This is a genomic window from Acidovorax sp. Leaf73, assembly GCF_916855635.1.
In the GTDB taxonomy this organism is placed as follows: Bacteria; Pseudomonadota; Gammaproteobacteria; order Burkholderiales; family Burkholderiaceae_C; genus Acidovorax; species Acidovorax facilis.
Genome location: NZ_CAKASI010000001.1, coordinates 747,556 through 774,501, shown reverse-complemented (window position 1 = coordinate 774,501; position 26,946 = coordinate 747,556). Strand labels below are relative to the sequence as shown.

Below are 26,946 nucleotides of genomic sequence, written 5' to 3'. Positions count from 1 at the left end.
CCCGTGCAGCATGGCTGTTCTGCGGCATGCGGCCATAACCCATACGCCCTTCATGCCGTCACCTACCACGCCTTCTGCCGATCTTCCCCGCCCTGCCGCGTCCACCGGCCACCCCGCACCCGCCTCGGGGGTTGGTCGACGTGTAGCACGGTGGTTGTTGGTGGCCCTGGGTGTAGTGGCCGCGCTGCTGGTGCTGCTCGGCGCCTTGCTGGCCGTGATCGACTGGAACCGTGCAAAACCCTGGGTCAACGAAAAAGTCAGCGAAGCCACGGGCAGGCACTTTGCGATTGAGGGCGAATTGTCGGCAGCCTGGCACTGGCCCCAACCCCTGGAGGAAGGATGGCGACGATGGATACCTGGCGTCACCGTCCAGGCCGAGCGCCTGGTGATGGACCAGCCGGCGGGGTTCATCCCCCCCTTCCAGCGTGCCGATGGCAAAACGCCTCCCAAGGACAACGCCGATCTGCCGGAAGCGCCCACCATGGCCCGCATCGGCAGCGCCACCGCCACGGTGCGCCTGCTGCCGCTGCTGGGGCGGCATCTGTCGATCGACACCGTGGCACTCACCAGCCCCCAGGTGGCGCTGGCCCGCACCGCCGATGGCACCAACAACTGGACCTTTGAGAGCAAGGACGGCCCCAGGAGCGGGTGGAGCTTCGATGTAGACCGGCTCGTGCTCAAGCAGGGCGTGTTGGCCTATGCCGATGGCATGAAAGACCTGGACCTGCAGGCGCGCATTGACACAACGGAGCACATTGCCCCCACCAGCCCACCCGGCAGCCCGGCCGCCAAGGCTTCCGCCAGCGCCGCCAGTGGCACAGCCCCGACGGCAGTGATCGCGGCCCCCGGCACATCCTCCCAGGGGGCGATGCCCTATGGCCTGCGCTTTGAACTGAAGGGCCGCTATGCCAAGGCCCAGATCAAGGGACAGGGGCGCGCGGGCCAGGTCATCAGCCTGCGCAACAAGGTGGTGAACTATCCGCTGCAGATTGATGCCAGCGCGGGCAGCGTGGCACTGTCGGCTGAAGGGGTGCTGGCCAACCCCGGGGCGCTCTCGGGGCTGGATTTTCAGGTGTTCCTCCAAGGCGGCAGCATGGCCGATCTGTACGACCTGACCGGGCTGGTGCTGCCCAACACCCCGGCGTTTGAAACGCGCGGACGGCTGACCGGGAGCCTGGAACCCGAACGCGCGGTGTGGGAGTACAACGATTTTCGCGGCAAGGTGGGTCAGAGTGATCTGCAGGGGTCGCTGAAATACACCTCGGGCAAACCGCGCCCCCGGCTCACCGGCACCATGACATCGAACCAGCTGCGCCTGGCAGACCTGGGGCCGACGCTGGGCACCCGCGTGTCCGGCAACACGCAACACACCCGCAGCCAGGGTGGCAAGGTGCTGCCGGATTCGCAATTTGCGGCCGAGCGGTGGAATGCCATGGACATGGACATCGTGTTCAAGGGCCGCCACATCATCCGCCCCGAGAGCCTGCCGCTGCAGGACCTGAGCACACGCGCCGTAATGGAAAACGCGCAGCTCAGACTGGCGCCCCTCACGTTTGGCGTGGCAGAAGGCAAGATCGAATCGCAGGTCACCATCGATGGCCGCAGCGCCCCCCTCAAGGCCCAGATACGCGGCACCGTGCAGGGACTGCAGTTGTCGGCCCTGTTCCCCAAGGTGCAGCTCATGAAGAAAAGTTTTGGCCGCATGGACGGAGCCATTGCCCTGGAGAGCACCGGCAACAGCATGGCCGTACTGCTGGGCCACGGCACGGGCGAGATGCGCCTGTATGTGCGCGAGGGCACGCTGAGCAAGCAGATGCTGGACCTGGCCGCGCTCAACGTGGGCAGCATCATCGTGGGCAAGCTCTTTGGCGAAAACAAGGAAGTGCACCTGCGCTGCGCGGTGGCCGACTTCATGGTGGTGGATGGCTTGGCAACCGCCCGCGTCGTGAAAATGAGCACCGACGATGCCGTGGTGGAGGCCACGGGCACCATCGACCTGGGCACCGAGGCACTGGACCTGCGCATCAAGCCCGAATCCTTGCAATGGAAGTTCTTTTCGCTGCGTTCCCCCCTGTATGTGAGGGGCACGTTTGGCAACCCGGATGTGGGCGTCGAGGCCGGACCGCTGCTGCTGCGCGCAGGCGCTGCGGTGGTAGCCGCCGTGGTGGCCCCCGCCGCGCTGGCCCTGGTACCCATCACCGTGCCGGCGGCAGACGACGACACCCATTGCAAACCGCTGCTGAACCTGGCCCAGCAGCCTGTCAAGCCCGGAGTCCAGGGGGCAGCCGGCACGGCCTCGCAGCCGGCACGGCAGGCCGCCAGCAAGACAGACCCTTCGCGTTGATTCACAGCGACTGCAACGATTGCGAGCGCGGAATAATCGCGCCATGAAAATTGCAAAGATTCTGGGCCTCACCCTGCTGGCCGTGCTGGTGGCGGGCCTGTTACTGCCGGAGCGCATCCAGATCCCTGTGGCCGGGGCCTCCGCAAAAGACTGGAATTCCAAGTCCTTCTGGTTCGAACCCTGGGGCAGCTCGGGTGTGCACAAGGGCATCGACATCTTTGGCAAGACCGGCACGCCAGTGCTGAGCACTACGGATGGCGTCGTGCTGTTCACAGGAGAAATCGCCAAAGGCGGCAAGGTGGTGCTGGTGCTCGGGCCGCGCTGGCGGCTGCATTACTTTGCGCACCTGGACTCGATCCGCACAGGCGCCTTCTCCTTCGTGGCGTCTGGAGATGCGATTGGCACGCTGGGCGCCAGCGGCAATGCACAGGGCAAGCCGGCACACCTGCACTATTCCATCGTGCGAATGCTGCCCGCGCCGTGGAAGGTGGATGGCGCTACGCAGGGCGTCAAAAAAGCGTTCTTCATCGACCCCCACGCTTATCTGCTGGAGCGGTGACCGCAAGGGAGTCAGAAGGATGATCCGAAGCGCTCCGAAGGTCAGTGAAAGTCCCGGCTACCCTGCAGCGCCTGGGCCATGCGACCGAGCAGCGGTGTCAAGTCCTTGAAGCGCTGGGCCACCAGGTGGCGCACTACCGTGGCCGCCTTCAGAGCGCCCCCCTCCCCCTCGGGCACGCTGCACTGCCACACGCCCTCCACCGCCAGCAGTTGCGACCTGAGCAGCGCATTGCGCCATGTCTCCACCAGCGCAGGCCACACGATCACGTTGACGGGGCCCGTCTCGTCCTCCAGCGTGACGAACATCGTGCCTTTGGCCGTGCCAGGGCGCTGGCGCACAGTGACGATGCCGCAGGCGCGCACCTTGCGGCCATGGGGCACGGTGTTCAGCTGCAGGGCGGTCTGCAGGCGCCAGCGCGCAAGGCGCGGGCGCAGCAGGGCCAGCGGGTGGCGGCGCAGTGTGAGGCCGGTGGCGGCGTAGTCGAAAAGAATCTCTTCGCCCTCGGGCGCGGCGAGCAATTGCAGGGGCGCTTCGTGCACGGGCACATCGCGCAGCAGGGGCGGTGCCGTGTGCTGCGCGGCCGCATCCCACATCTGCTGGCGCCGGTGGCCTGACAGACCCGCCAGCGCATCGGCTGCAGCGAGCGCCTGTAGGTCTTGCTGGCTCAGCTGTGCGCGCAGGGCCAGGTCTTCGGTGTTGGCAAAGGCAGGGCCTGTAGCGCGGGCCTCCACCAGTCGTTCGGGAGCATCTTTGTGCAGGCTGCCCACCAGCCGCAAGCCCAGACGCACAGCGGGCTGCGGCAGTGGCGGCACGCCCAGCCCCCGCGCAGGTCTCAGCGGCTCTGGTGTGCCCTCCAGCGTGCAGTCGATGTCGCTGCAGGTCACGTCGATGGGCAGCACACGCACGCCGTGGCGGCGCGCATCCTGCACCAGTTGCGAGGCGGTGTAAAAACCCATGGGCAGCGAATTGAGCAGCGCGGCCAGAAAACACGCGGGCTCATGGCATTTGAGCCAGCTGCTGGCATAGGCCAGCAAGGCAAAGCTGTGGGCGTGGCTTTCAGGAAAGCCATATTCGCCAAAGCCCAGCATCTGCTGGAAGATGGCCTGGGCAAACTCGGTACGGTAACCACGCGCTTCCATGCCTCCGACCAGTGGGCGCTCGAACCGGTGCACGCCGCCCTTGCGCTTCCAGGCCGCCATCGACCGGCGCAGATCGTCCGCCATGCCGGCAGAGAACCCGGCCGCCACCATGGCGATCTGCATCACCTGCTCCTGAAAAATCGGCACGCCCAGCGTGCGCGCCAGGGCCGCTTCCAGTTCAGGCTTTTCCAATTGCAGCGGCTCGCCCCTGCGCCTGCGTTCACGCGCCTGCAGGTAGGGGTGCACCATGCCGCCCTGAATAGGCCCGGGCCGCACAATCGCCACCTCCACCACCAAGTCGTAGAACTCGCGCGGCCGCAGGCGCGGCAGCATGCTCATCTGCGCGCGGCTTTCGATCTGGAACACGCCCACGGTGTCGGCGGCGCAGATCATGTCGTAGGTGGCGGGGTCTTCGCGCGGAATACCCTGGAGGTCCCAGCGCTCACCGCGCAAGGCTTCGCGCAAATTCAGGCAGCGGCGCAGCGCGCTGAGCATGCCAAGGGCCAGCACATCGACCTTGAGCAGGCCCATGGTGTCCAGGTCGTCCTTGTCCCACTGGATGACCGATCGGTGCTCCATGCTCGCGGGCTCCACGGGCACCAGGCGCGTGAGCTTGCCCTGCGTGAGCACAAAGCCGCCCACATGCTGGCTCAGGTGGCGCGGAAAGCCTTTGAGGTCCGCCGCCAGTTCCAGCCACAGCTGGGCCGTGTGCCGGTGCAGCGGTGCACCCAGGCTTTCAGCCAGTTCCTGCAACCGGTCGGTGGCGAACTGCTCGTCAAACCAGTGGTGGTCCTTGGCAAAGGCATCGACCAAGGACGGCGCCACGCCCAGCGCCTTGCCCACATCGCGCAGTGCGCTGCGCGTGCGGTAGGTGGTGACCACGGCCGCGATGGCGGCCCGCTCGCGGCCGTATTTTTCGTAGATGTACTGGATGACCTCCTCGCGCCGGTCGTGCTCGAAGTCCACGTCGATGTCGGGCGGCTCCTTGCGCTCTTTGCTGATAAAGCGCTCGAACAGCAGGTGTGAGTTTTCGGGCGGCACGGCCGTGATGCCCAGCATGTAGCAGACCACCGAATTCGCGGCCGAGCCACGCCCCTGGCACAGGATGCCCTGGCTGCGCGCGTAGCGCACGATGTCGTGCACCGTGAGAAAGTACATCTCGTACTGGCAGTGTGCGATCAGGTCCAGCTCTTTGCGGATCTGCGCCTGCACCTTCTGTGGCGCGCCCTGAGGGTAAACGCCTTGCACGCCCACCTGCACCAGCCAGGCCAGGGCCTGCGCGGGGGTCATGCCAGCGGGCACGGTCTCCAGCGGGTACTGGTACTTGATTTCGTCCAGGGTGAACGTGCAGCGCCCCGCCACGGTGAGCGTGGCGTCCAGCAACTCGGGCGGATAGATGCCCGCCAGCCGCACGCGCCGGCGCAGATGGCGCTCGGCATTGGGCTGCAGCGCAAACCCGCATTCGCCCACGCTGCGGCCCAGGCGTACTGCGGTGATCACATCCTGCAGCGGCTTGCGCGAACGGGCGTGCATGTGCACATCGCCCGCCGCCACCAGCGGCAAGTCCAGCGCCGCACCCACACGCTGCAGCGTGGCCAGCCACAGGCTGTCGTCCGGGGCCAGGTGCAGTTCGACCGCCAACCAGATATGGCCATCAAAATATGAGTCAAATTGGCCTCTAGCGCTGGATAGACAAGCGCTAACAGCTATCAAATTAGAAGCATCAAAGCATTGCCGGATAGGCGCCAGCAGCAACTCGCACCCTTGCAGCAATCCCCAGGGGCTGCGCGGGCCCAGGTGGTACTGCCCCTTGGATGCGACCGCACGGGCCGCGGTGATGAACTCACACAGATTGCCCCAGCCCTCGGCATCGCGCGCCAGGGCCACCAGCCGCAGGTCGTCACCCCACAAAAACTCGCTGCCCACGATGAGGTGCAAACCACATTCCTTGGCGGCCTCCCAGGCGCGCACCACACCCGCCACCGAGCATTCGTCCGTCAGCGCGAGGGCCTGGTAGCCCAGCGCCAGCGCGCGCTTCACGAGTTCCTGTGGATGCGATGCACCACGCTGGAAGCTGAAGTTGGACAGGCAGTGCAGCTCGGCATAGCCCGGCAGCACGGTGACTGGTGCAGGCGATGCAGAGGAAGGTGTCAGGCCCATGGAGCCTCCGCAGACATCACCCAAACACCCCATGCAGGAACCAGCGATGGGGCCGCACGGCGGCTGGGGGGCCGTCCGATACGGACGGCACCGGCGCCAGCCGCTCGCGGAACACCCACACCAGCCCCGCCACATCGTTGTGCGCCACAAAGTAGTCGCGCAAAGCCAGGGCACCTTCACCGGGGGCCGGGCCTGCGCCCTCCCCGGCCGCAGACCACCAGCCCGCTTCAAAGCGGTGGGGCCCGGCCAGCAGTCGCAGCAGGCCGTGGTGGCAGGGGCGGTTGCCCTGCACCGCCAACCGCCGGGGCGGGTTCAGCAGCCAGGTGGGCAGCAGCAGGGCATCGGGGGCTGCATCCAGCGCCGTCTTGGCAACACTGACGGAGGCATTCCGGGCTGCAGCGTGCTTTGCGGCCGCCGCCGTCACGCGCAGCACCTCGGCCGCCGGGCGCCACTGCTGCATGCATTCGGGGCGGTGGTCGGCCTGCAGCACCGGGGCCTGTACATGTCCTTCTCCCAGCCGGGCTGACAGGCGCTCCAGCAACTGGTGCAAAGCCTCGCCCTGGGCGCCAGCAGGGTCTGCGCCGCCCAGATGGTCGGGCGGCAGCAGGCTCGCACTGCGGTGTGGCAGCGGGGCCGCCTCCAGCAAACGCAGCGTGATCTGATTGACCGGCGCGGCCAGCGAGGTGCGCGCCAGATTTTCAGACAACAGGCGCCGCAGATGCCCTATGTCCTGCGTGACCTGCGCCGTGCGCACCTGCAGCGCCTGCGTGGGGGCGATGACCACACCATCGATGCGCCGCAGGTCATGGCGCCAGGCCAGCTCCAGGCCCAGCACGCCCTGCTGCCGCGCTTGCAGCCAGCCTTGCAAGGCCGTGAGGCAGCGGCTGGCGCTCCAGAGCAGCGCATCGGCCGACTCTGCCAGCGCAGGCAACTCGCCCGTCAGCACAAACTGCTCGGGCAGCTCCAGCCAGGCGTGGGCCTCGGGGGCATCTCCCAGGGCCTGGTCCAGCACCCGCAGCACCGCCGCACCAAAACGCCGCGACACCCCGGCGCGGGGCAGCGCCCGCAGTGCCCCCCAGGTGCGGCAGCCCATGCGCTCCAGGCTGGCCACATGCGGGCGCAAGGCTGTGAGTGTGTGCAGAGGCAGGCTCAGCGGCCCCTGTGCAGGGAGAGCCTGCCCCGCCAACGCCATACGCAGCCGGGCCTGCGCCACCAGGGCGGTGGGGCCACTGCCCCAGATCACGGGTGCGCCCGTCGGCTGTGCGCCCGCCGCCGTCCCTTCCCCTGCAGGCCCACACTCGCCAGCGACCTGGGCAGCGGGGGGGGCGGAGCACCTGGCAGATGCCCCGGCCCAGGCCCAGGCCTGCAGCACCTGGGCCAGCAGCACTTCGCGCCCGCCCCACAGCCGCTCGGTGGTGGACACCTCCAGCAGCACGGCCTCTGCATCCACCAGTGCCACACGCGGGGTAAAACGCAGGGCCCACCAGCCTGCCGCAGCGGTGTGCACAACCCCTGCAGGCGGTGCGGATGCCTCATCGCACCAGGGCAATGGCAGCGCGATCCAGTGCATGCGCCCTCCCCTCTGGCCCCGCCCCCAACGGCACCAGCAGCTCCAATGAAGGGCGCATGGGCAACGCCCCCGATGCCTTGGCTGCCGCAGCAAGGCGACCTGCCACCAAGGTGCTACCAGCATCCACCTGCGCTGCACGCCGGCGCCCGGCCTGGGCCGCCAGCACCTGGGCCAGCCGGGGATGACAGCCCGGCAGATCCAGCCCTTGCGCCAGGGGCGGCCCCCGGCGCTTGAGAATGTGCACCTGCATCCCGGGGACTGTGCATACACCTCCCGGCATGGCCATCCCCTGCACCTGTAGCCGCAGCAAGGCTGGTGAGGCCTGCGCCGCAGCACTGGCCGGGCGAAACACCCATAGCAGTTGACGTTGCTGCGCTGCTGCCAGTTGCAGCCTGCGCAGGGCTGCGGACTGCACCTGCGGCAGCCAGGCCATCACGGCCAGAACCTCCCGGCAACGCAACGCCTGCTCTGCCGCCCAGAGCGCAGCGGCGGCATCGGCCCGCACCACACACAGCCGCTCGGCTGACAAGCCCTGGGCCTGCAGCGCCGGTCCAAAAGGCTCGCAAGGCGGCGCTACCACCACCACCGCCCCCGAGCGCGGGGCAGTGGCCTGTACCAGGGCAGGCAGCACCAACTGCCATTCGTGCAGGCCCGCCAGGGGTTGCAGCACCTCGCTCAACGCCCCCACCGGCCAGCCCCCACCGGGCAACTGCGCATCCAGAGGACCATAACCGGTGGACTGCACCTGCAACTGGCCCGCACCCAATGCGTCCGCATGCCAGACACCGGGCACGGTCAATGGCAGATCGGACGCGACAACCCCCAGGGAGTGGCGTAGCGCAGGCATGGCGAAGACGAGAAGAACAATATGAATACTGTAAATATAACCAGTATTTCGAGCAACGGGGCAACTGGCGGAGAAGACTTTGGGGTGAGGGGCTTTTGGAGGCAACGCGTCCCAGGCCCTATAAAGCTGGGCCAACGCACACCACGCTCCCTACAATGGGCAGGACAAAAAAGAGAGGGTCCGTTGAATGAAAACAATCCAATCGGCAGCAGTCGCCCTGTTGCTGCTCCTGTCCGGCAACACGTTCGCGGCCTATACGCTCTACTTTTTTGAAAGCGGTGGCAATGTGGTCGCCAGTGGCAGTGGCAGCCTGAATCTGGGGGCCCTCTCGCCTGCGGGCAGCGGGCCTCTGTCCCCCGGGGTCATTGCTTCGGCTGGGTTGGTCTTCACCGGTACGGCTGGCACCGTGGACGCCTACCTGGGGATATCCGGCCCACCAGCGTTCGGAGGCGGAGGCCCTGTCGGGGCGAATGCAGGATCTGGCGACATGGTGGGCCTGGACAGCACAATGCCCGGTTTCGTCTTCGCCCCGGCAGGCTACGTCTCGGGCTCTGCGCTCACGTCCTCGGCCACCTGGACTGCGACCTCGCTGGCCAGCCTGGGGCTCACACCGGGCACCTATCTCTGGACCTGGGGCACGGGCCCGACAGCGGATTCATTCACGGTCCACATCGGCATCGCGCCGCCAGCATCCATTCCGACGCTGTCTGAATGGGGGCTGCTGGTCCTCGCGGTGCTCATGGCTGGCTGGGCGATGCACCATCGGTTCTGGCTGCGAAGCCGGGTGGGCTGACCACCCTTTTCAAAGCTTCCGCACTGCCCAATCACACCAATCCGCCACCGCTGCATCCGCAGGGGTGGCGCGGTCTGCCAGCTGCGGCCAGCGGCGATAGCTGGCATTCACAATACTTTGCAGCTGCCACAGCGCCTCGCGCCCCACCAGCGCCACTTCAGCCATCCCAATGGCATCGCCCTGCAACTGGGCCATGAGTTCACCCTGCTGCCGAGGGTGTGAACCGGCCTCCAGCAAGGCTTTTTGCAAAGCCATCAGCCGCGCATCGAGGAACACAAAGGCGCTTCCCGGCAGTGCCTTGACACTGGTTTCGGGAGGCAGTGCGGTCTTGAGCTGATCCCAGCATTCAAAAGCTTCGGCCAGCAGGTCGATCTGGCGCGAGGCATCGTTGCCCAGCGGCATGAGGGCAGACTCCCGGGCGACTTCTTCCTGCAGCAGGGGCAGGATGTGTGCCACCAGGGCCGATGGAAATTTGCGATGGTTCAGCCGCAGCACCAGCGACAGGCGCTGCGCGGGCATGTCGTCGTATTTTTCATAGAACGCCGCCACCACCTCGGCCAGCAACAGGATGCGCCCCAGGACAGAGATGTCTGCACCGGCCAGGCCACGCGGGTAGCCGCTGCCATCCATGCGCTCGTGGTGTTCCAGCACCGCCACATCCACAGCCCGGGGATAGACCTGGGTATCGCGGATCATGAGCATGGCGGTGATGGGGTGCGCCACCAGATGCTTGCGCTGAACACCAACGACCTTGTGGTCGGGATCGTCCCAGGCCGGATCCATGTGCAGCACCCCCAGATCGTGCAGCAAGGCTGCTGCCGCAAGATTGGCGCAGTCGCGCTCAGCAAGACCGCTTTTGATGCCCAGGAACACGGCCACCGTCATCATCTGCAGGCTGTGTTGAAACAGTCCGGGCCGCTGATCGCGCATCACGGTGAGCTTGCAGGCCATGGATGGAGGCAAGGGCAGCGAGCGCAGCGGCGCCAGCAGCCGGGCCGCCGAGCCGAGGGCTTCTGCCAGCAGGTTGGGCAGCACCTCCTGTTCGCTCATGGCCTGCCCCGCCGCGAGCAAAGCGGGTACGTCCACGGGATTCTCGATGGACAGATGGCGGTCAATGGGCTCGCGCAGCTTGTGCTGCACCAGGCGGTCATACAGGCGGCTGTCGATGCGCGCGCCTTTTTCGACCAGCTTGATACCTTTGTCGGTGTAAATGGCTGCGTCAGCAACCACCGTGCGCCGGTCAGCCATGTCGGTCAACGCGCGCAAGTAGTGGGGGCTGTCCGAAGTGTCGATGCCCGCAGGCGCAAGGGTGTCCGTCATGCAGATAACAAAAGCTTATTCGGGACTATAGAGCGTTCTCCCCGAGGGGCATCCACGAAAAATACCCGGGCCACACACAGTCTTGAGCCAGATCAAGTCTCAGTCGCCGCCCCCCGTGTTTCACAAGGCCGGGAGACTTCCCTGCACGCCATTCGCCACCCGATTCAGCCCGTCCTGCAGCCATGGATCACCATTCCGGATAAACGCTTCATTCATTGCATGCAAAAGCGGTTCAAGCCTTCTTTTCAGGCTAAAAATTTGGGTAAACCCTGAAATTCTCTGGCGGCATTGTTTCCAATACTGGAACAGTTAGTTTGCGACTCGGTGGTTTTTCTTTGGACTTCACCCGCGTACAGTTCAACCCATCGATGAGCCGAACCCGCAAGGCGACTCACCGAACCCGGTTCAGGAATGGTTTTTTGACCCGGCTTTTTTGAGACGCTTTTTAACTTCCAAGGATTTTCATCATGAACAACACCGCCCGCTTCCTCTCCATCGCTGCCGTTGCCGCTTTCGCCTCTTTCGGCGCACAGGCTGACGAAGCCGATGCTTCGCAATTCGCTACCAAATTTGAAACCAACCGCACCCGCGCTGAAGTGCAAGCAGAAGCCGCCAGCGTTGCCCAGACCCGCTCCATCGAGCCAGCAGGCTCGCGTGTGTTGACCTACACGTCCACGGCTGACCGCGCTGCCGTGCGTGCCCAGGCTGCCGAAGCCCTGCGCGCTGGCCAGATCCCTTCGGGTGAGCGTGGTTGATTCTTGTTGAATCCACGGTTCACACGTTTTCGTATTGCCAAGTACCTCGTCCCTATTTTTTGAATTTCACTGGAGTTTCACCATGAACAAGTCTGTCCGTTTCCTCTCTATCGCCGCTGTTGCCGCTTTCACTGCTTTCGGCGCCCACGCTGACGAAGCCGATGGTTCGCAATTTGCACTGAAGTTCGACACGAACCGCACCCGTGCCGAAGTGGCCGCAGAAGCCGCCACTGTGGCCCAGACCCGCAGCATCGAGCCTGCTGGTTCGCGTGTGGTGACCTACACGTCCACGGCTGACCGCGCTGCTGTGCGCGCCCAGGCTGCTGAAGCCCTGCGCACTGGCAAGATCCCTTCGGGCGAATTCAGCGCCATGTAATTCGCACGGCAGGTGCTGCAGTCGTTGTCACGGCTGCAGCCTGATGCCGAAAGCCAAAGGCCGAGGCCCCTCACGGAGCCTCGGCCTTTTTTGCGTTTGAGGAACGCCCCCAACAACGGTCAAGGAATCAGCGTCACGCCCGTTTTGGCTTGCAGGGCATCAAACGTCACGCCCGGAGCCAGTTCCACCACCTTCAGGCCTTGGGGGGTGACGTCCATCACCGCCAGGTCGGTGATGATGCGGTCGACCACGCCCACGCCCGTCAGCGGCAGCGTGCACTGGGGCAGGATCTTCAGGTCTTCGGTGCCGTCCTTCTTCTTGGCAACGTGTTCCATGAGCACGATCACGCGCTTGACACCCGCCACCAGGTCCATCGCGCCGCCCATGCCCTTGACCATCTTCCCGGGGATCATCCAGTTGGCCAGATCGCCCTTTTCGCTGACCTGCATGGCGCCCAGGATGGAGAGGTTGATCTTGCCGCCACGGATCATGGCAAAGCTGTCATGGCTGCCAAAGATGGACGAGCCCTTGATGGTGGTCACGGTCTGCTTGCCAGCGTTGATCAGGTCCGCATCCACCTCATCTTCGTTGGGGAACGGGCCGATGCCGAGCATGCCGTTTTCGGACTGCAGCCACACTTCCTTGTCGGCGGGCACGAAATTGGCCACCAGCGTAGGGATGCCAATACCCAGATTCACGTAAAAGCCGTCTTCGAGCTCATGGGCGGCACGCGCCGCCATTTGGTCTTGACTCCACGACATATGTATTTCTCCAGCTTGTTCGGTGACGGCAGGCTTGCACGCCTGCTTTTCGATAAACGCAGGCTTAAACGCCCGCCTTCTCAGTGATGGTGCGCTTTTCGATGCGCTTTTCCGGGTTCGGGTTGTGCACGATGCGGTGCACATAGATGCCGGGCAGATGGATCTGGTCGGGCACCATGGCACCGGTTTCCACCACCTCTTCCACTTCAACGATGCAGACCTTGCCGGCCATGGCAGCGGCAGGATTGAAGTTACGGGCCGTCAGACGGAACTGCAGGTTGCCCGACTTGTCGGCGCGGTGCGCCTTGACCAGCGCCACCTCGGGCACGAGCGAGCGTTCCATCACATAGGTTTCGCCGTCGAACTCGCGCAGTTCCTTGCCCTCGGCCACGATGGTGCCCACACCGGTCTTGGTAAAGAAAGCAGGAATGCCCGCGCCGCCTGCACGCAGCTTCTCGGCCAGCGTGCCCTGGGGCGTGAACTCCAGCTCCAGCTCGCCGGCAAGGTATTGGCGCTCGAACTCCTTGTTTTCGCCCACGTAGGACGAAATCATCTTCTTGATCTGGCGGGTTTCCAGCAGCTTGCCCAAGCCAAAGCCATCCACACCTGCGTTGTTGGAAATCACGGTGAGGTTCTTGACGCCGGAATCGCGCAAGGCGTCGATCAGCGCTTCAGGGATGCCACACAAACCGAAACCACCCACAGCCATGAGCTGGCCGTCTGCAACCACGCCCTTGAGGGCCTCAGCTGCGGAGGGGAATAACTTGTTCACCACGATCTCCTTGTGAATTTGGATGCGCTACGATACTACGTACCCGATTAAGTAGTATCCCGTAAAGACTTGCACTATGGACGTTGCCAATGGACGTTGATTACCGACTCGCTTTTGACATGGCCCCCGTGGGCCTGGTGCTGTCGCGCAACCGCACCATGGTCGATTGCAACCGGCATGTGTGCGAGATGTTCGGCGCCTCGCGCGAGGTGCTCATCGGTCAGTCGTTCCAGATACTTTATCCAAGCGCCGACGAATACGAGCGCCTTGGCGCGCACATGGAACCTATTCTGAACGCCAAAGGCCACTATGCCGACAACCGCATCATGAAGCGTGCCAACGGCGAGGTCTTCTGGTGCCATGTGTCGGGCCGTGCGCTCAACCGAGATGCCCCGCATGAATCAGGCATCTGGAGCTTTGAGGACCTGAGTTCGCAACGCCCCGTGAAGGCCGAGTTGACAGGCCGCGAACGCGAGGTGGCCGCGCGCCTGTTGGAGGGACTGACTTCCAAGGAGATCGGCCGGGCCCTGGAGATCAGCCACCGCACGGTGGAGATTTACCGGGCACGCCTCATGCGCAAGTACAACGCATCCACCGCTGCCGACCTAGTACACAAATTGCTCGCTGGTTGAGCCCTACTTCGGGCCGTCGATCACGTCAGCAGCTGTGCGAAAAGCCTCGACTGCCGTGGGCAGGCCGCAGTAGATGCTGGCGTGCAGCAACACTTCCTGGATCTCTGCCGCTGTAGCGCCGTTGTTGAGCGCGCCGCGCACGTGGCCCTTAAGCTCATGCTGCTTGCCCAGCGCAGTAAGAAACGCCACCGTGATCAAGCTGCGCGTCTTCATGTCCAGCCCCGGCCGCTGCCATACATCGCCCCAGGCATTGCGGGTGATGAACTCCTGGATCGGCTGGGTGAACGCCGTGGCATTGCCAAAGGCATTGGCGACAAAGTCCTCGCCCATGACCTGCTTGCGTGTGGCCAGACCCTTGTCGAAGTCCTTGGTGGATGGGAGTTGTTGTGTCATGCGGGCTCTCCGGTTCAGTTGGGGCCGCCATCGTAGCCGCAGCGCCTGCACGAAAAACACAAAGCCACCTGCCATACCCTGTGAAGGGCCAGGCAGGTGGCTTTGTCAAAGTGCTAAGCCCCAGGTTTACGCTGCCGCGAGATCAAAGCGATCCAGGTTCATCACCTTGGTCCAGGCGCGGGCGAAGTCCTGCACAAACACGGCCTGGGCATCGCTGCTGGCATAGACCTCGGCCAGCGCACGGAGCACGGAATTCGAGCCAAACACGAGGTCGACCACGGTGCCGGTCCATTTCTTGGCGCCTGTGCTGCGGTCCACCCCTTCCAGCACACCGGTTGCGCTCGCTGACTTCTGCCATTGGGTGCGCATGTCGAGCAGGTTCACAAAGAAGTCATTGCTCAACGTTTCCGGGCGCTGCGTGAAAGCTCCGTGAGGCGCCTGGCCCATGTTGACACCCAGTACCCGCAAACCGCCGACCAGCACCGTCATCTCTGGCGCAGTCAAGGTCAGCTGGTTCGCGCGGTCGATCAGCAGTTCGGCCACAGCGCCCTCCAGCCCGGGGCGCACGTAGTTGCGAAAGCCATCGGCCACGGGCTCCATCACTTCGAACGATGGCACATCGGTTTGCTCCTGCGAGGCGTCGGTGCGGCCGGGGGTGAAAGGCACGGTCACGTCCTGCCCGCCTCGCTTCGCGGCATCCTCCACAGCGGCGCCACCGGCCAGCACGATGAGGTCGGCCAGCGAGATTTTCTTGCCGCCCGTCTGCTCGGCGTTGAACGCGCGCTGGATGGCTTCGAGCTGGCCCAGCACCTTGGCCAGTTGTGCAGGCTGGTTTACGTCCCAGTCCTTCTGCGGAGCCAGACGAATGCGCGCCCCATTGGCTCCGCCGCGCTTGTCGCCGCCTCGGAAAGTTGAGGCAGAAGCCCAGGCCGTCGATACCAGCTCAGAGATCGAGAGGCCCGACGCCAACACCTTGGACTTGAGTGCCGTGATGTCTTGTTCGTTGACCAGAGCATGGTCCACTGCAGGAACAGGGTCTTGCCAGACCAGCACTTCGGCGGGCACTTCAGGGCCCAGGTAGCGTGCACGCGGCCCCATGTCGCGGTGTGTGAGCTTGAACCAGGCGCGCGCAAATGCGTCGGCAAACTGCTCAGGGTGCTCCAGGAAGCGGCGCGAGATCTTCTCGTAAGCCGGATCAAACCGCAGCGACAGGTCGGTGGTGAGCATCGTGGGTACCAGCTTCTTCGACGGATCGTGTGCGTGTGGAATCGTGGCATCGGCACCTTTGGCCGTCCACTGGTGGGCACCGGCCGGGCTCTTGGTCAGCTCCCACTCAAAGCCGAACAGGTTTTCGAAGAAGTTGTTGCTCCACTTCGTGGGCGTGGTGGTCCAGGTGACTTCCAGGCCGCTGGTGATGGTGTCGCCGCCCTTGCCAGAACCATGGCTGCTCTTCCAGCCCAGGCCCTGCTCCTCGATGCCTGCGCCTTCGGGCTCCTTGCCCACCAGCGCGGCATCGCCCGCGCCGTGGGTCTTGCCAAAGGTGTGGCCACCAGCAATCAATGCCACTGTCTCTTCATCGTCCATCGCCATGCGGGCAAAGGTGTCGCGGATGTCGCGCGCTGCGGCCAGGGGGTCAGGGTTGCCGTTCGGGCCTTCGGGGTTCACGTAGATCAGGCCCATCTGCACTGCGGCCAGGGGCTTGGCCAGGTCGCGCTCGCCGCTGTAGCGCTTATCGCCGCCGAGCCATGTGGTCTCGGCGCCCCAGTACACATTTTCATCGGGTTCCCACACGTCGGGGCGGCCACCGGCAAAGCCGAAGGTCTTGAAGCCCATGGACTCCAGTGCCACGTTGCCGGTCAAGATCATCAGGTCGGCCCACGAGATCTTGCGGCCGTACTTCTGCTTGATGGGCCAGAGCAGACGGCGGGCCTTGTCCAGGTTGGCGTTGTCGGGCCAGCTGTTCAGGGGCGCAAAACGCTGCTGCCCTGCCCCGGCGCCGCCGCGGCCATCGGCCAGGCGATAGGTGCCGGCGCTGTGCCAGGCCATGCGCACGAAGAGCGGACCGTAGTGTCCGAAGTCGGCCGGCCACCAGTCCTGCGAATCGGTCATCAATGCATGCAGGTCGGCCTTTACGGCAGCAAGGTCCAGGCTCTTGAATTCTTTTGCGTAATCGAAGCCGTCGCCCATGGGATCGGTGAGCGGGGAGTTCTGGTTCAGGGGACGGATATTGAGCTGGTCTGGCCACCAGTCGGCATTGCCATGGCCCTTGGGCGCGGCAGCCTTGTTGTGGTCAAACGGGCACTTGTTGGTCTCTTGCGTCATGAGGCACTCCTGTTGGCGTTGGTGAGCAGCCGATGTTATGGAGTGCATATCCTTATGAAAAGTCAATAGTTTTGATTAATTCAATAGTTTTTCTCTAATTGCGACAAATGCAGCGGACTACCGGCCTCCTTGCACCCACACGTATCGAACAGCACCGAGCGGACCCAGCGGTGCCCCGGCGAGCGGTGGGTGCGTTCATGCCAGGCAGCAGTTTTAACGAAGCCAGGTATGGCCACTGGTGGCTCCAGCACAACCAGCCCGCGAGCATCAGCTACCACCCGCTGGGGCACCACCGCGATCAGGTCGCTATTGCGCAGGATCTCTGGCAGCACCAGAAAGCTGGTGATCGACAGCACCACCCGCCGTGATCGGCCCAGGCGTGCCAGCACCTCATCCGTCACGCCGCAGAAACCGCCACCCGTGTACGAAATGAGCGCATGGTCCAGTGCACAGAAGCGGTCCAGCGACAGCGCGCCGCCTTTCGCATCCGGGTGCCCGGCGCGCATCACGCACACGTAGCGCTCGTCAAACAGGTGCCGGGCATACAGGTCGGGCGCCGTGTTCTCGGGGCTGATCAGGGCGAGATCGATATCGCCCCGCTCCAGCCGCTCGTACACCGGCAGATGCTGGGCCGGCACCACGGCCACGCGCACGCCGGGCGCGTGGCGACGCAGCATGGCCAGGAATGGCACCACCACCGCCTGCAGCGCATAGTCGGTGGATGCGAGCTGCACCGTCATCTGCGCCGTGGCAGGGTCAAAGACCTGAGGTTGCAGCAGCGACTCGATCCCACCCAGCAGTTCCTTGACCGGCGCGGCCAGCTCCTGTGCGCGCAGCGTGGGCGTGATGCCACGCTGTGTACGCACGAATAGCGGGTCATCGAAGCTTTCGCGCAGCCGGGTCAGCATGCCGCTCACCGCAGGCTGGGTGAGTGACAGGCGCTGGGCGGCGCGGGTTACGCTGCGTTCGTCGAGCAAGGCATCCAGTGCCTTGAGCAGGTTCAGGTCCATGGCCCTGATATCAATTGCCATGATTTCAGAAATAAGAACTATCGATTTGGTTTATGGCTGCATCGTACCCACCATCTTCACTGTGCGTGGCCGTGGTGTCTTTGCCCCCGCCCCCAGCCCGAAATTCCTTTTCTAATCAACCGACAAGAAAGCAAGCTGCATGTCTACCCTGTTCACCCCGTTCCAGCTCAAAAGCGTCACCCTGCGCAACCGCATCGCGATCCCGCCGATGTGCCAGTACAGCGCGGTGGATGGCTTCACCAATGAATGGCACCAAGCGCATTACGCCGGTCTCGCTCGCGGCGGCGCAGGCCTGGTGATCGTCGAGGCCACGGGCGTATCGCCCGAAGGCCGAATCACCCCGGCCTGCACAGGCCTTTGGAACGACCAGCAGATCGAAGGCATGGGCCGCATCGCCGCCAGCATCAAGGCCGCTGGCGCCGTGCCCGGCATCCAGATCGCCCACGCAGGCCGCAAGGCCAGCGCCCAACGCCCCTGGGAAGGCGATGACCACATTCCCGAAAGCGACGCGCGTGCCTGGCAGCCGATAGCACCATCCGCCATTGCTTACGGCGGCGGTCTGCCCCGGGTACCTCAGGCCATGACACTGCAAGACATTGCCCGCGTGCAGGCCGACTTTGTGGCCGCCGCACGTCGCGCACTGGCCGCAGGGTTCGAGTGGCTGGAGCTGCACTTCGCCCACGGCTACCTGGCGCAGAGCTTCTTCTCGCCCCACAGCAACCAGCGCACCGACCAGTACGGCGGCAGCTTTGACAACCGCGCGCGCTTTCTGCTGGAAACCGTGGAGGCCGTGCGCAAGGTGTGGCCCGCGCACCTGCCACTCACGGCACGCTTCGGAGTCATCGAATACGACGGACGCGACGAGGAAACCGTGGCTGAGTCCATTGAGCTGGTGCGCCAGATGCGCGAACGTGGCCTGGATATGGTCAACGTCAGCGCGAACTTCGTGATTGCCGAGACGCAGATTCCCTGGGCAACCCCCGCCTTCCTGGCCCCGGTCGCACAGCGCGTGCGCAGCGAAGCCGACCTGCCCGTGGCCTCGTCGTGGGGCATCGATGACCCGAAAATCGCTGAACGTGCAGTGGCCGACGGCCAGATGGATTTGGTGATGATCGGCCGCGCCCACCTGTCCAATCCGCACTACACCTACCACCTGGCGCAGGTGCTGGGCGTGCAAAAGCCTGAATGGAACACGCTGCCCGCGCCCTACGCGCACTGGCTGTCGCGCTATCGCGGCGCAGCGAAGGTCGCCGCAGCCCAGTAAAGCTCTGAAAACGCCCTTGCCCTTTGGCCCGACATTCAGTCCGGGGTCGAGCGGTGCAGGGGTAGCCCCGGCGCATCCAGCCGTGCGTGCAGGATGTGGCCGTGGGTCGAATCGGTCACGAACACCGTTTGTCCGCCCTGCCCGCCATAAGCCAGATTGGTGGTGGAGGCTCCGGCAGGCCCCCGCAGCACCAGCTCGGGCTCGGCCCGGTGGTTGAGCACCCACACATAACCCAGGCCCGGGTTGGCCACCAGCAGGCGGCCGCTCGCGTCCACCGCCAGCCCATCGGGACCGCTCGGGCCATAGGACGTGAAGAACTGCCCCACCTTGGCCACGCTGCCATCGGGCAGCAGCGGCACGCGCCACACGCAGTTGCCACGTGTGGCGGCCAGGTACAGCGCGCGGCCGTCGGGCGACAGGGCCACTCCATTGGGGCTGGGCACGTTGGCCAGCAACAGGTCGAGCTGGCCATTGGGGCGCAGCCGGTACAGGCGCCCGCTCGGGTCGTGCAGGCCACTCTGGCCCTGGTCGGTGAAGTACAGGTTGCCGTCGGCGTCGAAGATCAAATCGTTCACGCCCTTGAAGCGTTCGCTGTTGCGGCGCTCCAGGTACGGCGTGACCCTGCCGGTCGCGATATCGAGCCGCATCAACCCGTTCTTGTAGTCGGTGATGAGCAGCGTGCCCGCATCCATGAACTTCATCCCATTGGGCTCGCCGTCGTACTCAGCCACCAGCGTCCACGCGCCCTGCGGGTCGATGCGGAAGATGCGGCCCCAGGGGATGTCAGTCACGTACAGGTTGCCCACGCCGTCGAACACCGGGCCTTCGAGGAACGAATCGGTGACGGTGCCGCCCCGGTTGGCATCGGCCCAGGCGCTGCGCTCGGGGCGGCGGAAGGTGTCGGGCATGGAGCTGAAAAACGCCAGCTCGCGGACCTCGGGGGATTGCAGCAGAAACATGGAAGAGGCTTTCGTTGTCAGGAGGTGGCGCCGAAACCATAAAGCCGCGCCGGGTTGTCCACCAGGATATGGTCCATCACGGCATCCGAGCCCGCCCAGGCGCGCAGCAGGTCCACCAGGTCGGCATCGCTCACGGTGCCCGGCGCCTCGGTGGTGTGGGGCCAGTCGCTACCCCACACCAGGTGACTGGGGGCAGCCCGCACCAGGGCTTGCCCCAGCGGCAGGGTGTCGGCGTAGCTGGGGCCCCGCACGGCAGAGCGCATGTAGGCTCCCGAGAGCTTGACCCAGGTGTTGCCGCTGTCCAGCAAGCGGCGCAGTACGCCAAAGGCTTGGGCCGATGGCCCTTCGGCCGGGTCGATGCGCCCCAGGTGATCGATGACCAGCGGCACTGGCAGCGCCTGCAGCACAGGCGCCAGCGCCACGATCTGCTCCGGGTGCGCGAACACCTGGATGTGCCAGCCAGCGCAGTCCGCATGCCGTGCAACCTTGCCCGCCAGCGTGCTCAGCATCTGCGCCGTGGTGGTGCCCCACGATTGGGGTGAGACAAAGTTGACCCGCAGCCCACACACGCGGCGCGCGGCCAGCCGGGCCAGCTCTGCATCGCTCACGCTGGGGTCCACCACGGCCACGCCGCGTGCGCTGTCGCCCAGCTGGTCCAGCGCATCCAGGGTGCAGGCGTTGTCGGTGCCGTAGGTGGATGGCGTGACCACCACCGTGCGTGTGCTGCCCAGGCGCTGCTGCAGCTGCCGGTAGGCGGCCACGGGCGCATCGGGCGGCGTGCGCGGCCAGTGGGCAGATGGTGCAAAACGTGCATCGAAGATGTGCATGTGGCTGTCGCACGCGCCGGGCGGCAACAGGCGCTGCGGGCGGTTCAGGCCCACCGAGTGCGGCACGGGCGTGGTCAGCGCGGGCAAAGACATGGCTCAGTCGAGTTTGATATTGCCCTTCTTCACCACCTCGCCCCACTTGCTGTCTTCCTTCTTGAGGAAGGCGGCAAACTCCGCAGGCGTGGAACCGATGGGCTGGGCGCCCAGGTCGGCCAGGCGCTGTTTCACTTCGTCTTCCTTCAGCACCTCTTGCAGGGCCTGCTGCAGTTTGGCGGCCACGTCGGCAGGTACGCCCGCAGGCAGAAACACGCCGTTCCACTCGTAGGCCTCATAACCGGGGATGGCCGCCTCGGCCACCGTGGGCACATCGGGCAGGCGCTTGGAACGCTCGGGCGCCGACACGGCCAGCGCGCGCAGCTTGCCGCCCGCCACATGCGGGTAGGTGGCGGCCACGGTGCCGAACATGAAGTCCACCTGGCCCGCAATCACGTCGGTGATGGCGGGGCCGCCGCTCTTGTAGGGCACATGCACCATATCGAGGCCCAGCTTCTGGGCCATCAGCTCCGCCGCCAGGCGCTGCACCGTACCGCTGCCGCCCGAGGCAAAGTTGATCTTGCCAGGCTGCGCCTTGGCCTTGGCAATCAGCTCGCCCACGTTCTTGTAGGGCGCATAGGCCTTCACGATGAGCACATTGGGCGCCAGCAGCACCAGCGACAGTGGCTGCAGCGCGGTGCTGGCATACGGCATCTTGGGGAACAGGTGCGGGTTGATGGAGTGTGGCGTGGCGTCGTACAGCATGGTGTAGCCATCCGCCGATGCCTTGGCCACAAAACTCGCGCCAATGGTGCCACTCGCGCCCGCCTTGTTGTCCACAATCACGCTGCCGCCCAGCTTGGCGCCCAGGCGGGTGGCCACCACGCGGGCCACAGCATCGGCCGCGCCACCGGGGGCATAGGGCACAACGAGGGTGATGGGCCGCTCGGGGAAGGCGGCGTGGGCCAGGCCTGCAGCCAGGGCGCAGGCAGCGATCAAGGGTTTGAGAAAACGCAACATGAAGTCTCCTTATCTATTCAATCCATGAAGAACAAACAGGTATCGCTGGCCCATGGCCTGCGAAACTGGCGCTGACAAAGCGCAGGCAGCCGTGCAAGGGCCGCCCCGCCGCACTGGCTGCGTCCCCCTTCCCGCATCGCGCAGCGAGGCGAGAGAGAGGGGGGAAGGCGCAAAGCGCCTCAGGGGGGTCAATCCACTTTCAGATCAAGCTCGCGTGCAATCTGCGTATAGGCGGCCACTTCGCGGCCGACCTGGCTGGCAAACGCAGCGCCGCAGGTGGCATCGGCGTCCAGCCCCAGGCCGCGCAATTTGTCGTTGGCCGCAGGGCTTTGCACAAAGTCCCTGGCCACGCGCTCCAGCTGCTGGGCGATGGCGTCGTCCAGCCCCGCCGGGGCCAGCAGGCCATACCAGGCGTCGGCCGAATACTTGCCGCCACCGGCCTCGGCAAACGTGGCCACGTCGGGCAGCAGCGACGACCGCTTGGGCGATGCCACGGCCAGCGCGGTGAGCTTGCCGCTCTTGATCTGCGGCAGCACCGAGCCCAGCGTGGCAAACGAGCTGTCGAGCTGGCCGCCCACCAGGTCCGTGACCACTGGCGCGGCGCCCTTGTAGGGCACATGGTTCAGCTGCAAGCTGTTGGCGCGGGCAAACATCTCGGTGGCAAAGTGGCCTGAGCTCCCCACGCCCGCCGTGCCTGCGGACAGACGCCCCGGCTCCTTGCGCGCACGGGCCATGTACTCAGCCAGCGACTTCACGGGCAGGGCCTGCCCCACCACCAGCACCGTGGGGCTGGTGGCCACGGTGCACAGCGGCTTGAACGACTTCACCGCATCGAACTTCACCCGCCCGGCGTACAGCCCCGGGATCATGGTGTGGTTGGTGGCGCCAAACAGCAGCGTGTAGCCGTCGGCGGGCGCGCTGGCCACCGCCTGGGCGGCCAGGATGGTGTTGGCGCCGGGCTTGTTGTCCACCACAAAGGGCTGGCCCAGCGCGCGGCTGGCGTGGTCGGCAAACGCACGGGCCACCACGTCGGTGGGGCCGCCTGCGGCAAATCCCACCACCAGCTTGACGGGCTTGTGGGGGAACGCAGTTTGCGCCCCTGCTGCACCGGATGCTATACAAACAATAGCTATCAGCGCTTTATGGACGAGCGCAGAGGCCATTTTTCTTCTCAAAATAGTGTGCATGTCTTTGTCTCCATGGGCCGGGGCGCCCTGCCCCGTGCCTTTTTTCTCTTTGCTTTCAGGAAGGGGGCTGGCGTCAGGCCGCAGCCATCGCTGCGCCAGGCACCCGGGCCAGCACGGCCAGCAGGTTCTGCGCCGCGCCCACGCCCATGTTCACGTAGGCATCGCTGGTCACACCGCCGATGTGGGGGCTGAGGATGAAGTGCTTCTCGCCCTGGAAGGGATGGCCCGCCGTCATCGGCTCGACCGCAAAACTGTCCAGCCCTGCCGCCATCACCTGGCCCGAACGCACGGCCGCCAGCAGCGCGGCCTCGTCGATCAGGCCGCCACGCGCCGTGTTCACCACGATCACGCCGCGCTTGCACTGCGCCAGCGTGGTGGCGTTCAGCATGCCCCGGTTCTCGTCAGTCAGCGGGCAGTGCAGAGACACGGCATCGGCTTCGCGCCAGATCGTCTCCAGGCACACACTCTGCACATAGTCCGGCAGGTTCTTCGCAAACGGGTCAAAGCCGATCACTCGCATGCCCAGGGCGTCGGCCATCTTGGCAAACCGCAGGCCGATGGCACCCAGGCCCACCAGGCCCACGGTGCGGCCACCCAGCTCCAGGCTTTTGTGCGTGGCTTTGTCCCAGTGGCCCGCGTGCATGCGCGCGTCGAGCTGCACCACCGATTTGGCGCAGGCCAGCAGCAGCGCCAGCGCCTGCTCGGCCACGGCCGCAGCGTTGGCGCCTACGGCGGCCACCACCTCAATGCCCCGGGCCTTGGCCGCCACCTTGTCGATGGTGTCGGTGCCACTGCCGTGCTTGGAGATGACCTTGAGCGCCGGGGCCGCGTCCATCACCGCAGCGCCCACCTTGCCGTAGCGCACGATGATGGCCACGGGGTTGTGCGCACCGCACAGGGCCACCATGTCTTCTTCGGTAGGCGTCTTGCCTGCGTAGACGATGTCGTAGCCCGTGAGCAGGTCCAGGGCTTGCTGCGCCAGATCGGCGCCGGTGACGATGATGGTTTGGCTCACAGCGATTCCCCTTCCTTCAGCACGCCAGCAGCGCGCAGCGCGGCAGGCAGCCATTTCGATGCGGTGTCGCCGCGTGCAATGGCTTCGATGCGGGCGGCTTCGTCGGCCACCTTCTTGTCGGCCAGGGCCAGCATGGCGGGGGCTTTTTCGCGCTCGATCACCACCACGCCATCAGCATCGCCCACGACCAGGTCACCCGCGTTCACCACGGCACCACCGGCGCAGATGGGGTGGTTGATGCGGCCGGGCACGTACTTGGTGGGGCCTGCAGGGTTGAAACCCGCGCTGAACACGGGGAAGTCCAGCTCCAGGATCTCCAGCTTGTCTCGGATGGCGGCATCCACGATCACGCCGGCCAGGCCGCGCTTTTTGCAGGCGCTGAGCATCAGCGTGCCCATCAGGGCCGCCGTCTGGTCGCCCTTGCCGTCGATCACCAGCACATCGCCCGGCTGGGCCAGGGCGATGGCGGCGTGGATCATGAGGTTGTCGCCGGGGCGCACTTCCACGGTGAAGGCCGGGCCCGCCACCTTCATGTTCTGGTGCACAGGGGCCACACGGCCGTGCATGGTGCCGCGGCGGCCTGCCACGTCGGCCAGGATGGCGGCCTGGTAGGTGGCGGCTTTTTGCACTACGTCGGCGCTCACGCGGTCGATGGTGCGGATGATTTCAGGGAGTTGGCTCATGGGGAATCCTTGGAAAGAACGCGGAGATGCTGGGGAGCGAATGGGCGCGGCTGACTAGGATGCGCGTGCAAGGCGCCCATGCCGCAGCGCAACCAGCCCCGGACTCAGCGGCTGGCGAAGTGCAGACGAAATGCGAAGGTGAAGAAGTGGGGCGGGCAGATACGGGGGACAAACCGCTCCCCCCAGCGTGAGCCCGTCAGTCCAGGCTGGCGCCCGAGTCCTTGACGATCTTGGCCCAGCGCGGCACTTCGGCTTTGAGCAGCGCGCTGAACTGTTCGGCGGTGCCGCCCAGCACATCGCCGCCTTCGGAGCGCAGCTTGTCGGCCACATCGGGTTGCTGCAGTGCCGCGTTGATGGCCTTGTTGAGCTGCGCCAGGATGGGTGTGGGCGTACCGGCAGGGGCCAGGATGCCGAACCAGGTCACGGCCTCGAAGCCCTTGTAGCCCGACTCGGCCAGTGTGGGCACATCCGGCAGTTGCGGCGAGCGCTTGGCCGAGGTGATGGCGATGACCTTGAGCTTGCCATTGCGCACCTGGCCCAGCAGCGTGGGCACCGACGACATGTACAGGTCGATCTGCCCGCCCACCAGGTCCGTCATGGCCTGGGCCGCGCCCTTGTAGGGGATGTGGCGCAGCTTGATGTCGGCGGCGTTTTCAGCCAGCTCACCGGCCAGGTGGGCCACGGTGCCGTTGCCCGAATAGCCCAGCGTGAGCGCGTCAGGCTTGCCCTTGGCGGCCGCCACCACATCGGCGTAGCTCTTGAAGGGTGAGTTGATGGGCGCAGCCATGACGATGGGCGAGGACGAGACGAGCGCCACGGGCACCAGGTCCTTGAGCGGGTCGTACGGCAGCTTGGGGTACAGCGTGGGGTTGATGGCCAGGTTGCTGGTCTGGCCAATGACGAGCGTGTAGCCGTCGGCGGGTGACTTGGCGGCGGCGTCCACCCCCAGGTTGCCGCCCGCGCCGGGGCGGTTGTCCACGATGACGTTCCACTTGTTCTGGTCCGTGAGCTTTTGCGCCACCGTGCGGGCAATCATGTCGGTGCCGCCGCCGGGCGGGAACGGCACGATGAGGCGGATGGGTTTGCTGGGGTAAGCGGCCTGCGCCAGAGCGGCCCCGGTGGGTGCGGCTGCGGCCGCAAAGCCCAGGAAGGCAGCGCACAGGGAGCGCGAAAGCGAAGTGAAGGCGGTCATGAATTTGTCTCCGTTGTGGTGGTTCGTCACGCCGGTCTGCAGGGCCTTTGTTGTGATACGTGTTCTGGTCCGGCGCCGTGGGTGCGACTGTACGCAGACGTTTCAACCCATACAATGCAGTTGCGTACCATGAAACGAATTGCGCCATGAGCAACCACCCCGCCAAGCCCTCCCAGCCCCTCGCCCCCGCGCCCCGTCCCATGGCTCCGGCAGATGCAGAACCCGGTGGTGGTGTCATCGCCGTCACACGTGCCCTGCAGGTGCTGGAAGCCTTTGCACTGGGCGAATCCAGCCTGCCCCTGGCCGAGCTGAGCCGCCGCTGCGGCCTGCACAAGACCACCGTGCTGCGCCTGGCGCGCACGCTGGCGCAGTCGGGCTTCATGGTGCAGCGCGAGGACGGCGACTGGCGCCTGGGCCCGGCCGCAGGCTGGCTGGGGGCGCGCTACCAGGCCGGTTTTGACGTGCAGAACGTGCTGGAGCCCGCGCTGCGCGAGCTGACCCTTGCCACAGGCGAAAGCGCCGCGTTTTATGTGCGCGAAGGCAATGTGCGGACCTGCCTCGTGCGCGTGGAAGGCCCGCAGGCGCTGCGCCACCACGCACGCATGGGCGAAGGCCTGCCGCTGGACAAAGGCTCGCCGGGCCGCGTGATCCTGGCGTTTTCGGGCGAGCCGGGCAAGGCCTACGAAGAGATCCGAAAAAAGGGCTACCACTGGTCGATTGGCGAGCGCGAACAGGGCGTGGCCACTGTGTCGGCGCCCGTGTTTGGCATGCACTGGCGGCTGATGGGCTCGGTGTGCATTTCGGGCCCGGCCTCGCGCCTGCCGGCCGAAAAGCTCGAAGCGCTGGCGCAGACAGTGATGGCTGCGGCCACCCAGTTGTCGTATGCGCTGGCGGGCAATTCGGCCGCGCCCGCACAAAGCCCTGTACGAGCCACCCAGTGGCATCCGTGATACTTGCCCCGCAACCTCAACTCACAAAAACCACAGGAGACC

Annotated in this window: 24 protein-coding genes; 8 read left to right on the top strand and 16 right to left on the bottom strand. The window is 65.5% G+C overall.

Translation table 11 applies throughout. The features are described from left to right. The first annotated feature begins 52 nt into the window (after positions 1 to 52). Together LPA35_RS03655 and LPA35_RS03650 are read left to right on the top strand one after the other, a co-directional pair. A complete protein-coding gene (locus LPA35_RS03655; protein ID WP_228895116.1) occupies positions 53 to 2,344 on the top strand; it encodes an AsmA family protein in 2,292 nt (763 codons plus the stop codon). A gap of 43 nt (positions 2,345 to 2,387) precedes the next feature. Beyond that, positions 2,388 to 2,903: a M23 family metallopeptidase gene (locus LPA35_RS03650; protein WP_228895114.1), complete on the top strand. Its 516-nt coding sequence runs from the start codon at positions 2,388 to 2,390 to the stop codon at positions 2,901 to 2,903. Positions 2,904 to 2,944: 41 nt separating this feature from the next. On the opposite strand, the gene LPA35_RS03645 is transcribed toward LPA35_RS03650, so the two are convergent. The 3 genes from LPA35_RS03645 to imuA are packed head-to-tail and all read right to left on the bottom strand — an operon-like array spanning position 2,945 to position 8,619. Then, positions 2,945 to 6,202 (bottom strand): error-prone DNA polymerase, encoded by a 3,258-nt coding sequence (locus LPA35_RS03645; RefSeq protein ID WP_228895109.1) that lies wholly within the window; start codon positions 6,200 to 6,202, stop codon positions 2,945 to 2,947. A 16-nt stretch (positions 6,203 to 6,218) separates the two neighbouring features. Continuing rightward, complete coding sequence (locus LPA35_RS03640; protein WP_228895107.1) at positions 6,219 to 7,772, bottom strand: DNA polymerase Y family protein; 1,554 nt, start codon at positions 7,770 to 7,772, stop codon at positions 6,219 to 6,221. Continuing rightward, on the bottom strand, positions 7,735 to 8,619 hold the full coding sequence (gene imuA, locus LPA35_RS03635; RefSeq protein ID WP_228895105.1) for a translesion DNA synthesis-associated protein ImuA: 885 nt from the start codon (positions 8,617 to 8,619) through the stop codon (positions 7,735 to 7,737). The genes LPA35_RS03640 and imuA overlap by 38 nt, the downstream gene beginning before the upstream one ends. Before the next feature lie 187 nt (positions 8,620 to 8,806). Here imuA and LPA35_RS03630 point away from each other — a divergent pair, with 187 nt between their 5' ends. Next, a complete protein-coding gene (locus tag LPA35_RS03630; protein ID WP_228895103.1) occupies positions 8,807 to 9,412 on the top strand; it encodes an IPTL-CTERM sorting domain-containing protein in 606 nt (201 codons plus the stop codon). Between the two features lie 9 nt (positions 9,413 to 9,421). Here LPA35_RS03630 and LPA35_RS03625 read toward each other — a convergent pair whose 3' ends face one another. Then, on the bottom strand, positions 9,422 to 10,732 hold the full coding sequence (locus LPA35_RS03625; RefSeq protein ID WP_228895101.1) for an HD-GYP domain-containing protein: 1,311 nt from the start codon (positions 10,730 to 10,732) through the stop codon (positions 9,422 to 9,424). Between the two features lie 467 nt (positions 10,733 to 11,199). Between LPA35_RS03625 and LPA35_RS03620 the strand changes: the two genes are divergently transcribed. Further along, entirely contained in the window at positions 11,200 to 11,487 is a 288-nt protein-coding gene (locus tag LPA35_RS03620; RefSeq protein ID WP_121419970.1) for a DUF4148 domain-containing protein, read from the top strand. An 82-nt stretch (positions 11,488 to 11,569) separates the two neighbouring features. Continuing rightward, complete coding sequence (locus LPA35_RS03615; RefSeq protein ID WP_121419969.1) at positions 11,570 to 11,863, top strand: DUF4148 domain-containing protein; 294 nt, start codon at positions 11,570 to 11,572, stop codon at positions 11,861 to 11,863. A gap of 119 nt (positions 11,864 to 11,982) precedes the next feature. Here LPA35_RS03615 and LPA35_RS03610 read toward each other — a convergent pair whose 3' ends face one another. Together LPA35_RS03610 and LPA35_RS03605 are read right to left on the bottom strand one after the other, a co-directional pair. Beyond that, on the bottom strand, positions 11,983 to 12,624 hold the full coding sequence (locus LPA35_RS03610) for a CoA transferase subunit B (protein WP_055402417.1): 642 nt from the start codon (positions 12,622 to 12,624) through the stop codon (positions 11,983 to 11,985). A gap of 64 nt (positions 12,625 to 12,688) precedes the next feature. Next, on the bottom strand, positions 12,689 to 13,396 hold the full coding sequence (locus LPA35_RS03605; RefSeq protein WP_055402415.1) for a CoA transferase subunit A: 708 nt from the start codon (positions 13,394 to 13,396) through the stop codon (positions 12,689 to 12,691). Positions 13,397 to 13,485: 89 nt separating this feature from the next. Here LPA35_RS03605 and LPA35_RS03600 point away from each other — a divergent pair, with 89 nt between their 5' ends. Further along, positions 13,486 to 14,028, top strand: a complete 543-nt coding sequence (locus tag LPA35_RS03600; protein ID WP_055402413.1) for a PAS and helix-turn-helix domain-containing protein — start codon at positions 13,486 to 13,488, stop codon at positions 14,026 to 14,028. Positions 14,029 to 14,031: 3 nt separating this feature from the next. Here the strand turns inward: LPA35_RS03600 and LPA35_RS03595 are convergent, their stop codons facing one another. From LPA35_RS03595 to LPA35_RS03585, 3 genes are all read right to left on the bottom strand, one after another. Next, positions 14,032 to 14,421 carry a carboxymuconolactone decarboxylase family protein gene (locus LPA35_RS03595; protein ID WP_176885831.1) on the bottom strand — a complete coding sequence of 130 codons (390 nt, stop codon included), beginning with the start codon at positions 14,419 to 14,421 and terminating at the stop codon, positions 14,032 to 14,034. A 126-nt stretch (positions 14,422 to 14,547) separates the two neighbouring features. Beyond that, positions 14,548 to 16,743, bottom strand: coding sequence for a catalase/peroxidase HPI (gene katG / locus LPA35_RS03590; protein ID WP_228895099.1), 2,196 nt, complete (start codon positions 16,741 to 16,743; stop codon positions 14,548 to 14,550). Positions 16,744 to 16,823: 80 nt separating this feature from the next. Next, the gene (locus LPA35_RS03585; protein WP_228895097.1) at positions 16,824 to 17,774 is read right to left on the bottom strand and encodes a LysR family transcriptional regulator; all 951 of its coding nucleotides are present in this window, start codon (positions 17,772 to 17,774) and stop codon (positions 16,824 to 16,826) included. 139 nt (positions 17,775 to 17,913) lie between these two features. On the opposite strand from LPA35_RS03585, the gene LPA35_RS03580 reads away from it, so the two are divergent. Continuing rightward, entirely contained in the window at positions 17,914 to 19,038 is a 1,125-nt protein-coding gene (locus LPA35_RS03580) for an NADH:flavin oxidoreductase/NADH oxidase (protein ID WP_228895096.1), read from the top strand. 35 nt (positions 19,039 to 19,073) lie between these two features. Here LPA35_RS03580 and LPA35_RS03575 read toward each other — a convergent pair whose 3' ends face one another. The 7 genes from LPA35_RS03575 to LPA35_RS03545 all read right to left on the bottom strand — a co-directional run bounded on the left by LPA35_RS03575 (position 19,074) and on the right by LPA35_RS03545 (position 25,954). Further along, positions 19,074 to 19,997 (bottom strand): SMP-30/gluconolactonase/LRE family protein, encoded by a 924-nt coding sequence (locus LPA35_RS03575; protein ID WP_228895094.1) that lies wholly within the window; start codon positions 19,995 to 19,997, stop codon positions 19,074 to 19,076. Between the two features lie 17 nt (positions 19,998 to 20,014). Then, on the bottom strand, positions 20,015 to 20,917 hold the full coding sequence (locus LPA35_RS03570) for an amidohydrolase (protein ID WP_228895092.1): 903 nt from the start codon (positions 20,915 to 20,917) through the stop codon (positions 20,015 to 20,017). Between the two features lie 3 nt (positions 20,918 to 20,920). Beyond that, on the bottom strand, positions 20,921 to 21,877 hold the full coding sequence (locus LPA35_RS03565) for a tripartite tricarboxylate transporter substrate binding protein (protein ID WP_228895090.1): 957 nt from the start codon (positions 21,875 to 21,877) through the stop codon (positions 20,921 to 20,923). Between the two features lie 188 nt (positions 21,878 to 22,065). Further along, complete coding sequence (locus LPA35_RS03560; RefSeq protein ID WP_228895088.1) at positions 22,066 to 23,040, bottom strand: tripartite tricarboxylate transporter substrate binding protein; 975 nt, start codon at positions 23,038 to 23,040, stop codon at positions 22,066 to 22,068. Positions 23,041 to 23,137: 97 nt separating this feature from the next. Further along, complete coding sequence (locus LPA35_RS03555) at positions 23,138 to 24,079, bottom strand: NAD(P)-dependent oxidoreductase (protein ID WP_228895086.1); 942 nt, start codon at positions 24,077 to 24,079, stop codon at positions 23,138 to 23,140. Further along, positions 24,076 to 24,762, bottom strand: a complete 687-nt coding sequence (locus LPA35_RS03550; protein ID WP_228895083.1) for an RraA family protein — start codon at positions 24,760 to 24,762, stop codon at positions 24,076 to 24,078. The genes LPA35_RS03555 and LPA35_RS03550 overlap by 4 nt, the downstream gene beginning before the upstream one ends. Positions 24,763 to 24,958: 196 nt before the next feature. After that, entirely contained in the window at positions 24,959 to 25,954 is a 996-nt protein-coding gene (locus LPA35_RS03545; protein ID WP_121422712.1) for a tripartite tricarboxylate transporter substrate binding protein, read from the bottom strand. 146 nt (positions 25,955 to 26,100) lie between these two features. Between LPA35_RS03545 and LPA35_RS03540 the strand changes: the two genes are divergently transcribed. Next, positions 26,101 to 26,904, top strand: a complete 804-nt coding sequence (locus LPA35_RS03540) for an IclR family transcriptional regulator (protein ID WP_370108519.1) — start codon at positions 26,101 to 26,103, stop codon at positions 26,902 to 26,904. Positions 26,905 to 26,946: the final 42 nt, after the last annotated feature.

What these genes read in the sequence shown, in the direction of transcription:
- LPA35_RS03655 (WP_228895116.1), top strand. Translation starts at nt 53, where the DNA reads ATGCCGTCACCTACCACGCCTTCTGCCGATCTTCCCCGCCCTGCCGCG.
- LPA35_RS03650 (WP_228895114.1), top strand. Translation starts at nt 2,388, where the DNA reads ATGAAAATTGCAAAGATTCTGGGCCTCACCCTGCTGGCCGTGCTGGTG.
- LPA35_RS03645 (WP_228895109.1), bottom strand. Translation starts at nt 6,202, where the DNA reads ATGGGCCTGACACCTTCCTCTGCATCGCCTGCACCAGTCACCGTGCTG.
- LPA35_RS03640 (WP_228895107.1), bottom strand. Translation starts at nt 7,772, where the DNA reads ATGCACTGGATCGCGCTGCCATTGCCCTGGTGCGATGAGGCATCCGCA.
- imuA (WP_228895105.1), bottom strand. Translation starts at nt 8,619, where the DNA reads ATGCCTGCGCTACGCCACTCCCTGGGGGTTGTCGCGTCCGATCTGCCA.
- LPA35_RS03630 (WP_228895103.1), top strand. Translation starts at nt 8,807, where the DNA reads ATGAAAACAATCCAATCGGCAGCAGTCGCCCTGTTGCTGCTCCTGTCC.
- LPA35_RS03625 (WP_228895101.1), bottom strand. Translation starts at nt 10,732, where the DNA reads ATGACGGACACCCTTGCGCCTGCGGGCATCGACACTTCGGACAGCCCC.
- LPA35_RS03620 (WP_121419970.1), top strand. Translation starts at nt 11,200, where the DNA reads ATGAACAACACCGCCCGCTTCCTCTCCATCGCTGCCGTTGCCGCTTTC.
- LPA35_RS03615 (WP_121419969.1), top strand. Translation starts at nt 11,570, where the DNA reads ATGAACAAGTCTGTCCGTTTCCTCTCTATCGCCGCTGTTGCCGCTTTC.
- LPA35_RS03610 (WP_055402417.1), bottom strand. Translation starts at nt 12,624, where the DNA reads ATGTCGTGGAGTCAAGACCAAATGGCGGCGCGTGCCGCCCATGAGCTC.
- LPA35_RS03600 (WP_055402413.1), top strand. Translation starts at nt 13,486, where the DNA reads ATGGACGTTGATTACCGACTCGCTTTTGACATGGCCCCCGTGGGCCTG.
- LPA35_RS03595 (WP_176885831.1), bottom strand. Translation starts at nt 14,421, where the DNA reads ATGACACAACAACTCCCATCCACCAAGGACTTCGACAAGGGTCTGGCC.
- katG (WP_228895099.1), bottom strand. Translation starts at nt 16,743, where the DNA reads ATGACGCAAGAGACCAACAAGTGCCCGTTTGACCACAACAAGGCTGCC.
- LPA35_RS03585 (WP_228895097.1), bottom strand. Translation starts at nt 17,774, where the DNA reads ATGGCAATTGATATCAGGGCCATGGACCTGAACCTGCTCAAGGCACTG.
- LPA35_RS03580 (WP_228895096.1), top strand. Translation starts at nt 17,914, where the DNA reads ATGTCTACCCTGTTCACCCCGTTCCAGCTCAAAAGCGTCACCCTGCGC.
- LPA35_RS03575 (WP_228895094.1), bottom strand. Translation starts at nt 19,997, where the DNA reads ATGTTTCTGCTGCAATCCCCCGAGGTCCGCGAGCTGGCGTTTTTCAGC.
- LPA35_RS03570 (WP_228895092.1), bottom strand. Translation starts at nt 20,917, where the DNA reads ATGTCTTTGCCCGCGCTGACCACGCCCGTGCCGCACTCGGTGGGCCTG.
- LPA35_RS03565 (WP_228895090.1), bottom strand. Translation starts at nt 21,877, where the DNA reads ATGTTGCGTTTTCTCAAACCCTTGATCGCTGCCTGCGCCCTGGCTGCA.
- LPA35_RS03560 (WP_228895088.1), bottom strand. Translation starts at nt 23,040, where the DNA reads ATGGCCTCTGCGCTCGTCCATAAAGCGCTGATAGCTATTGTTTGTATA.
- LPA35_RS03550 (WP_228895083.1), bottom strand. Translation starts at nt 24,762, where the DNA reads ATGAGCCAACTCCCTGAAATCATCCGCACCATCGACCGCGTGAGCGCC.
- LPA35_RS03545 (WP_121422712.1), bottom strand. Translation starts at nt 25,954, where the DNA reads ATGACCGCCTTCACTTCGCTTTCGCGCTCCCTGTGCGCTGCCTTCCTG.
- LPA35_RS03540 (WP_370108519.1), top strand. Translation starts at nt 26,101, where the DNA reads ATGAGCAACCACCCCGCCAAGCCCTCCCAGCCCCTCGCCCCCGCGCCC.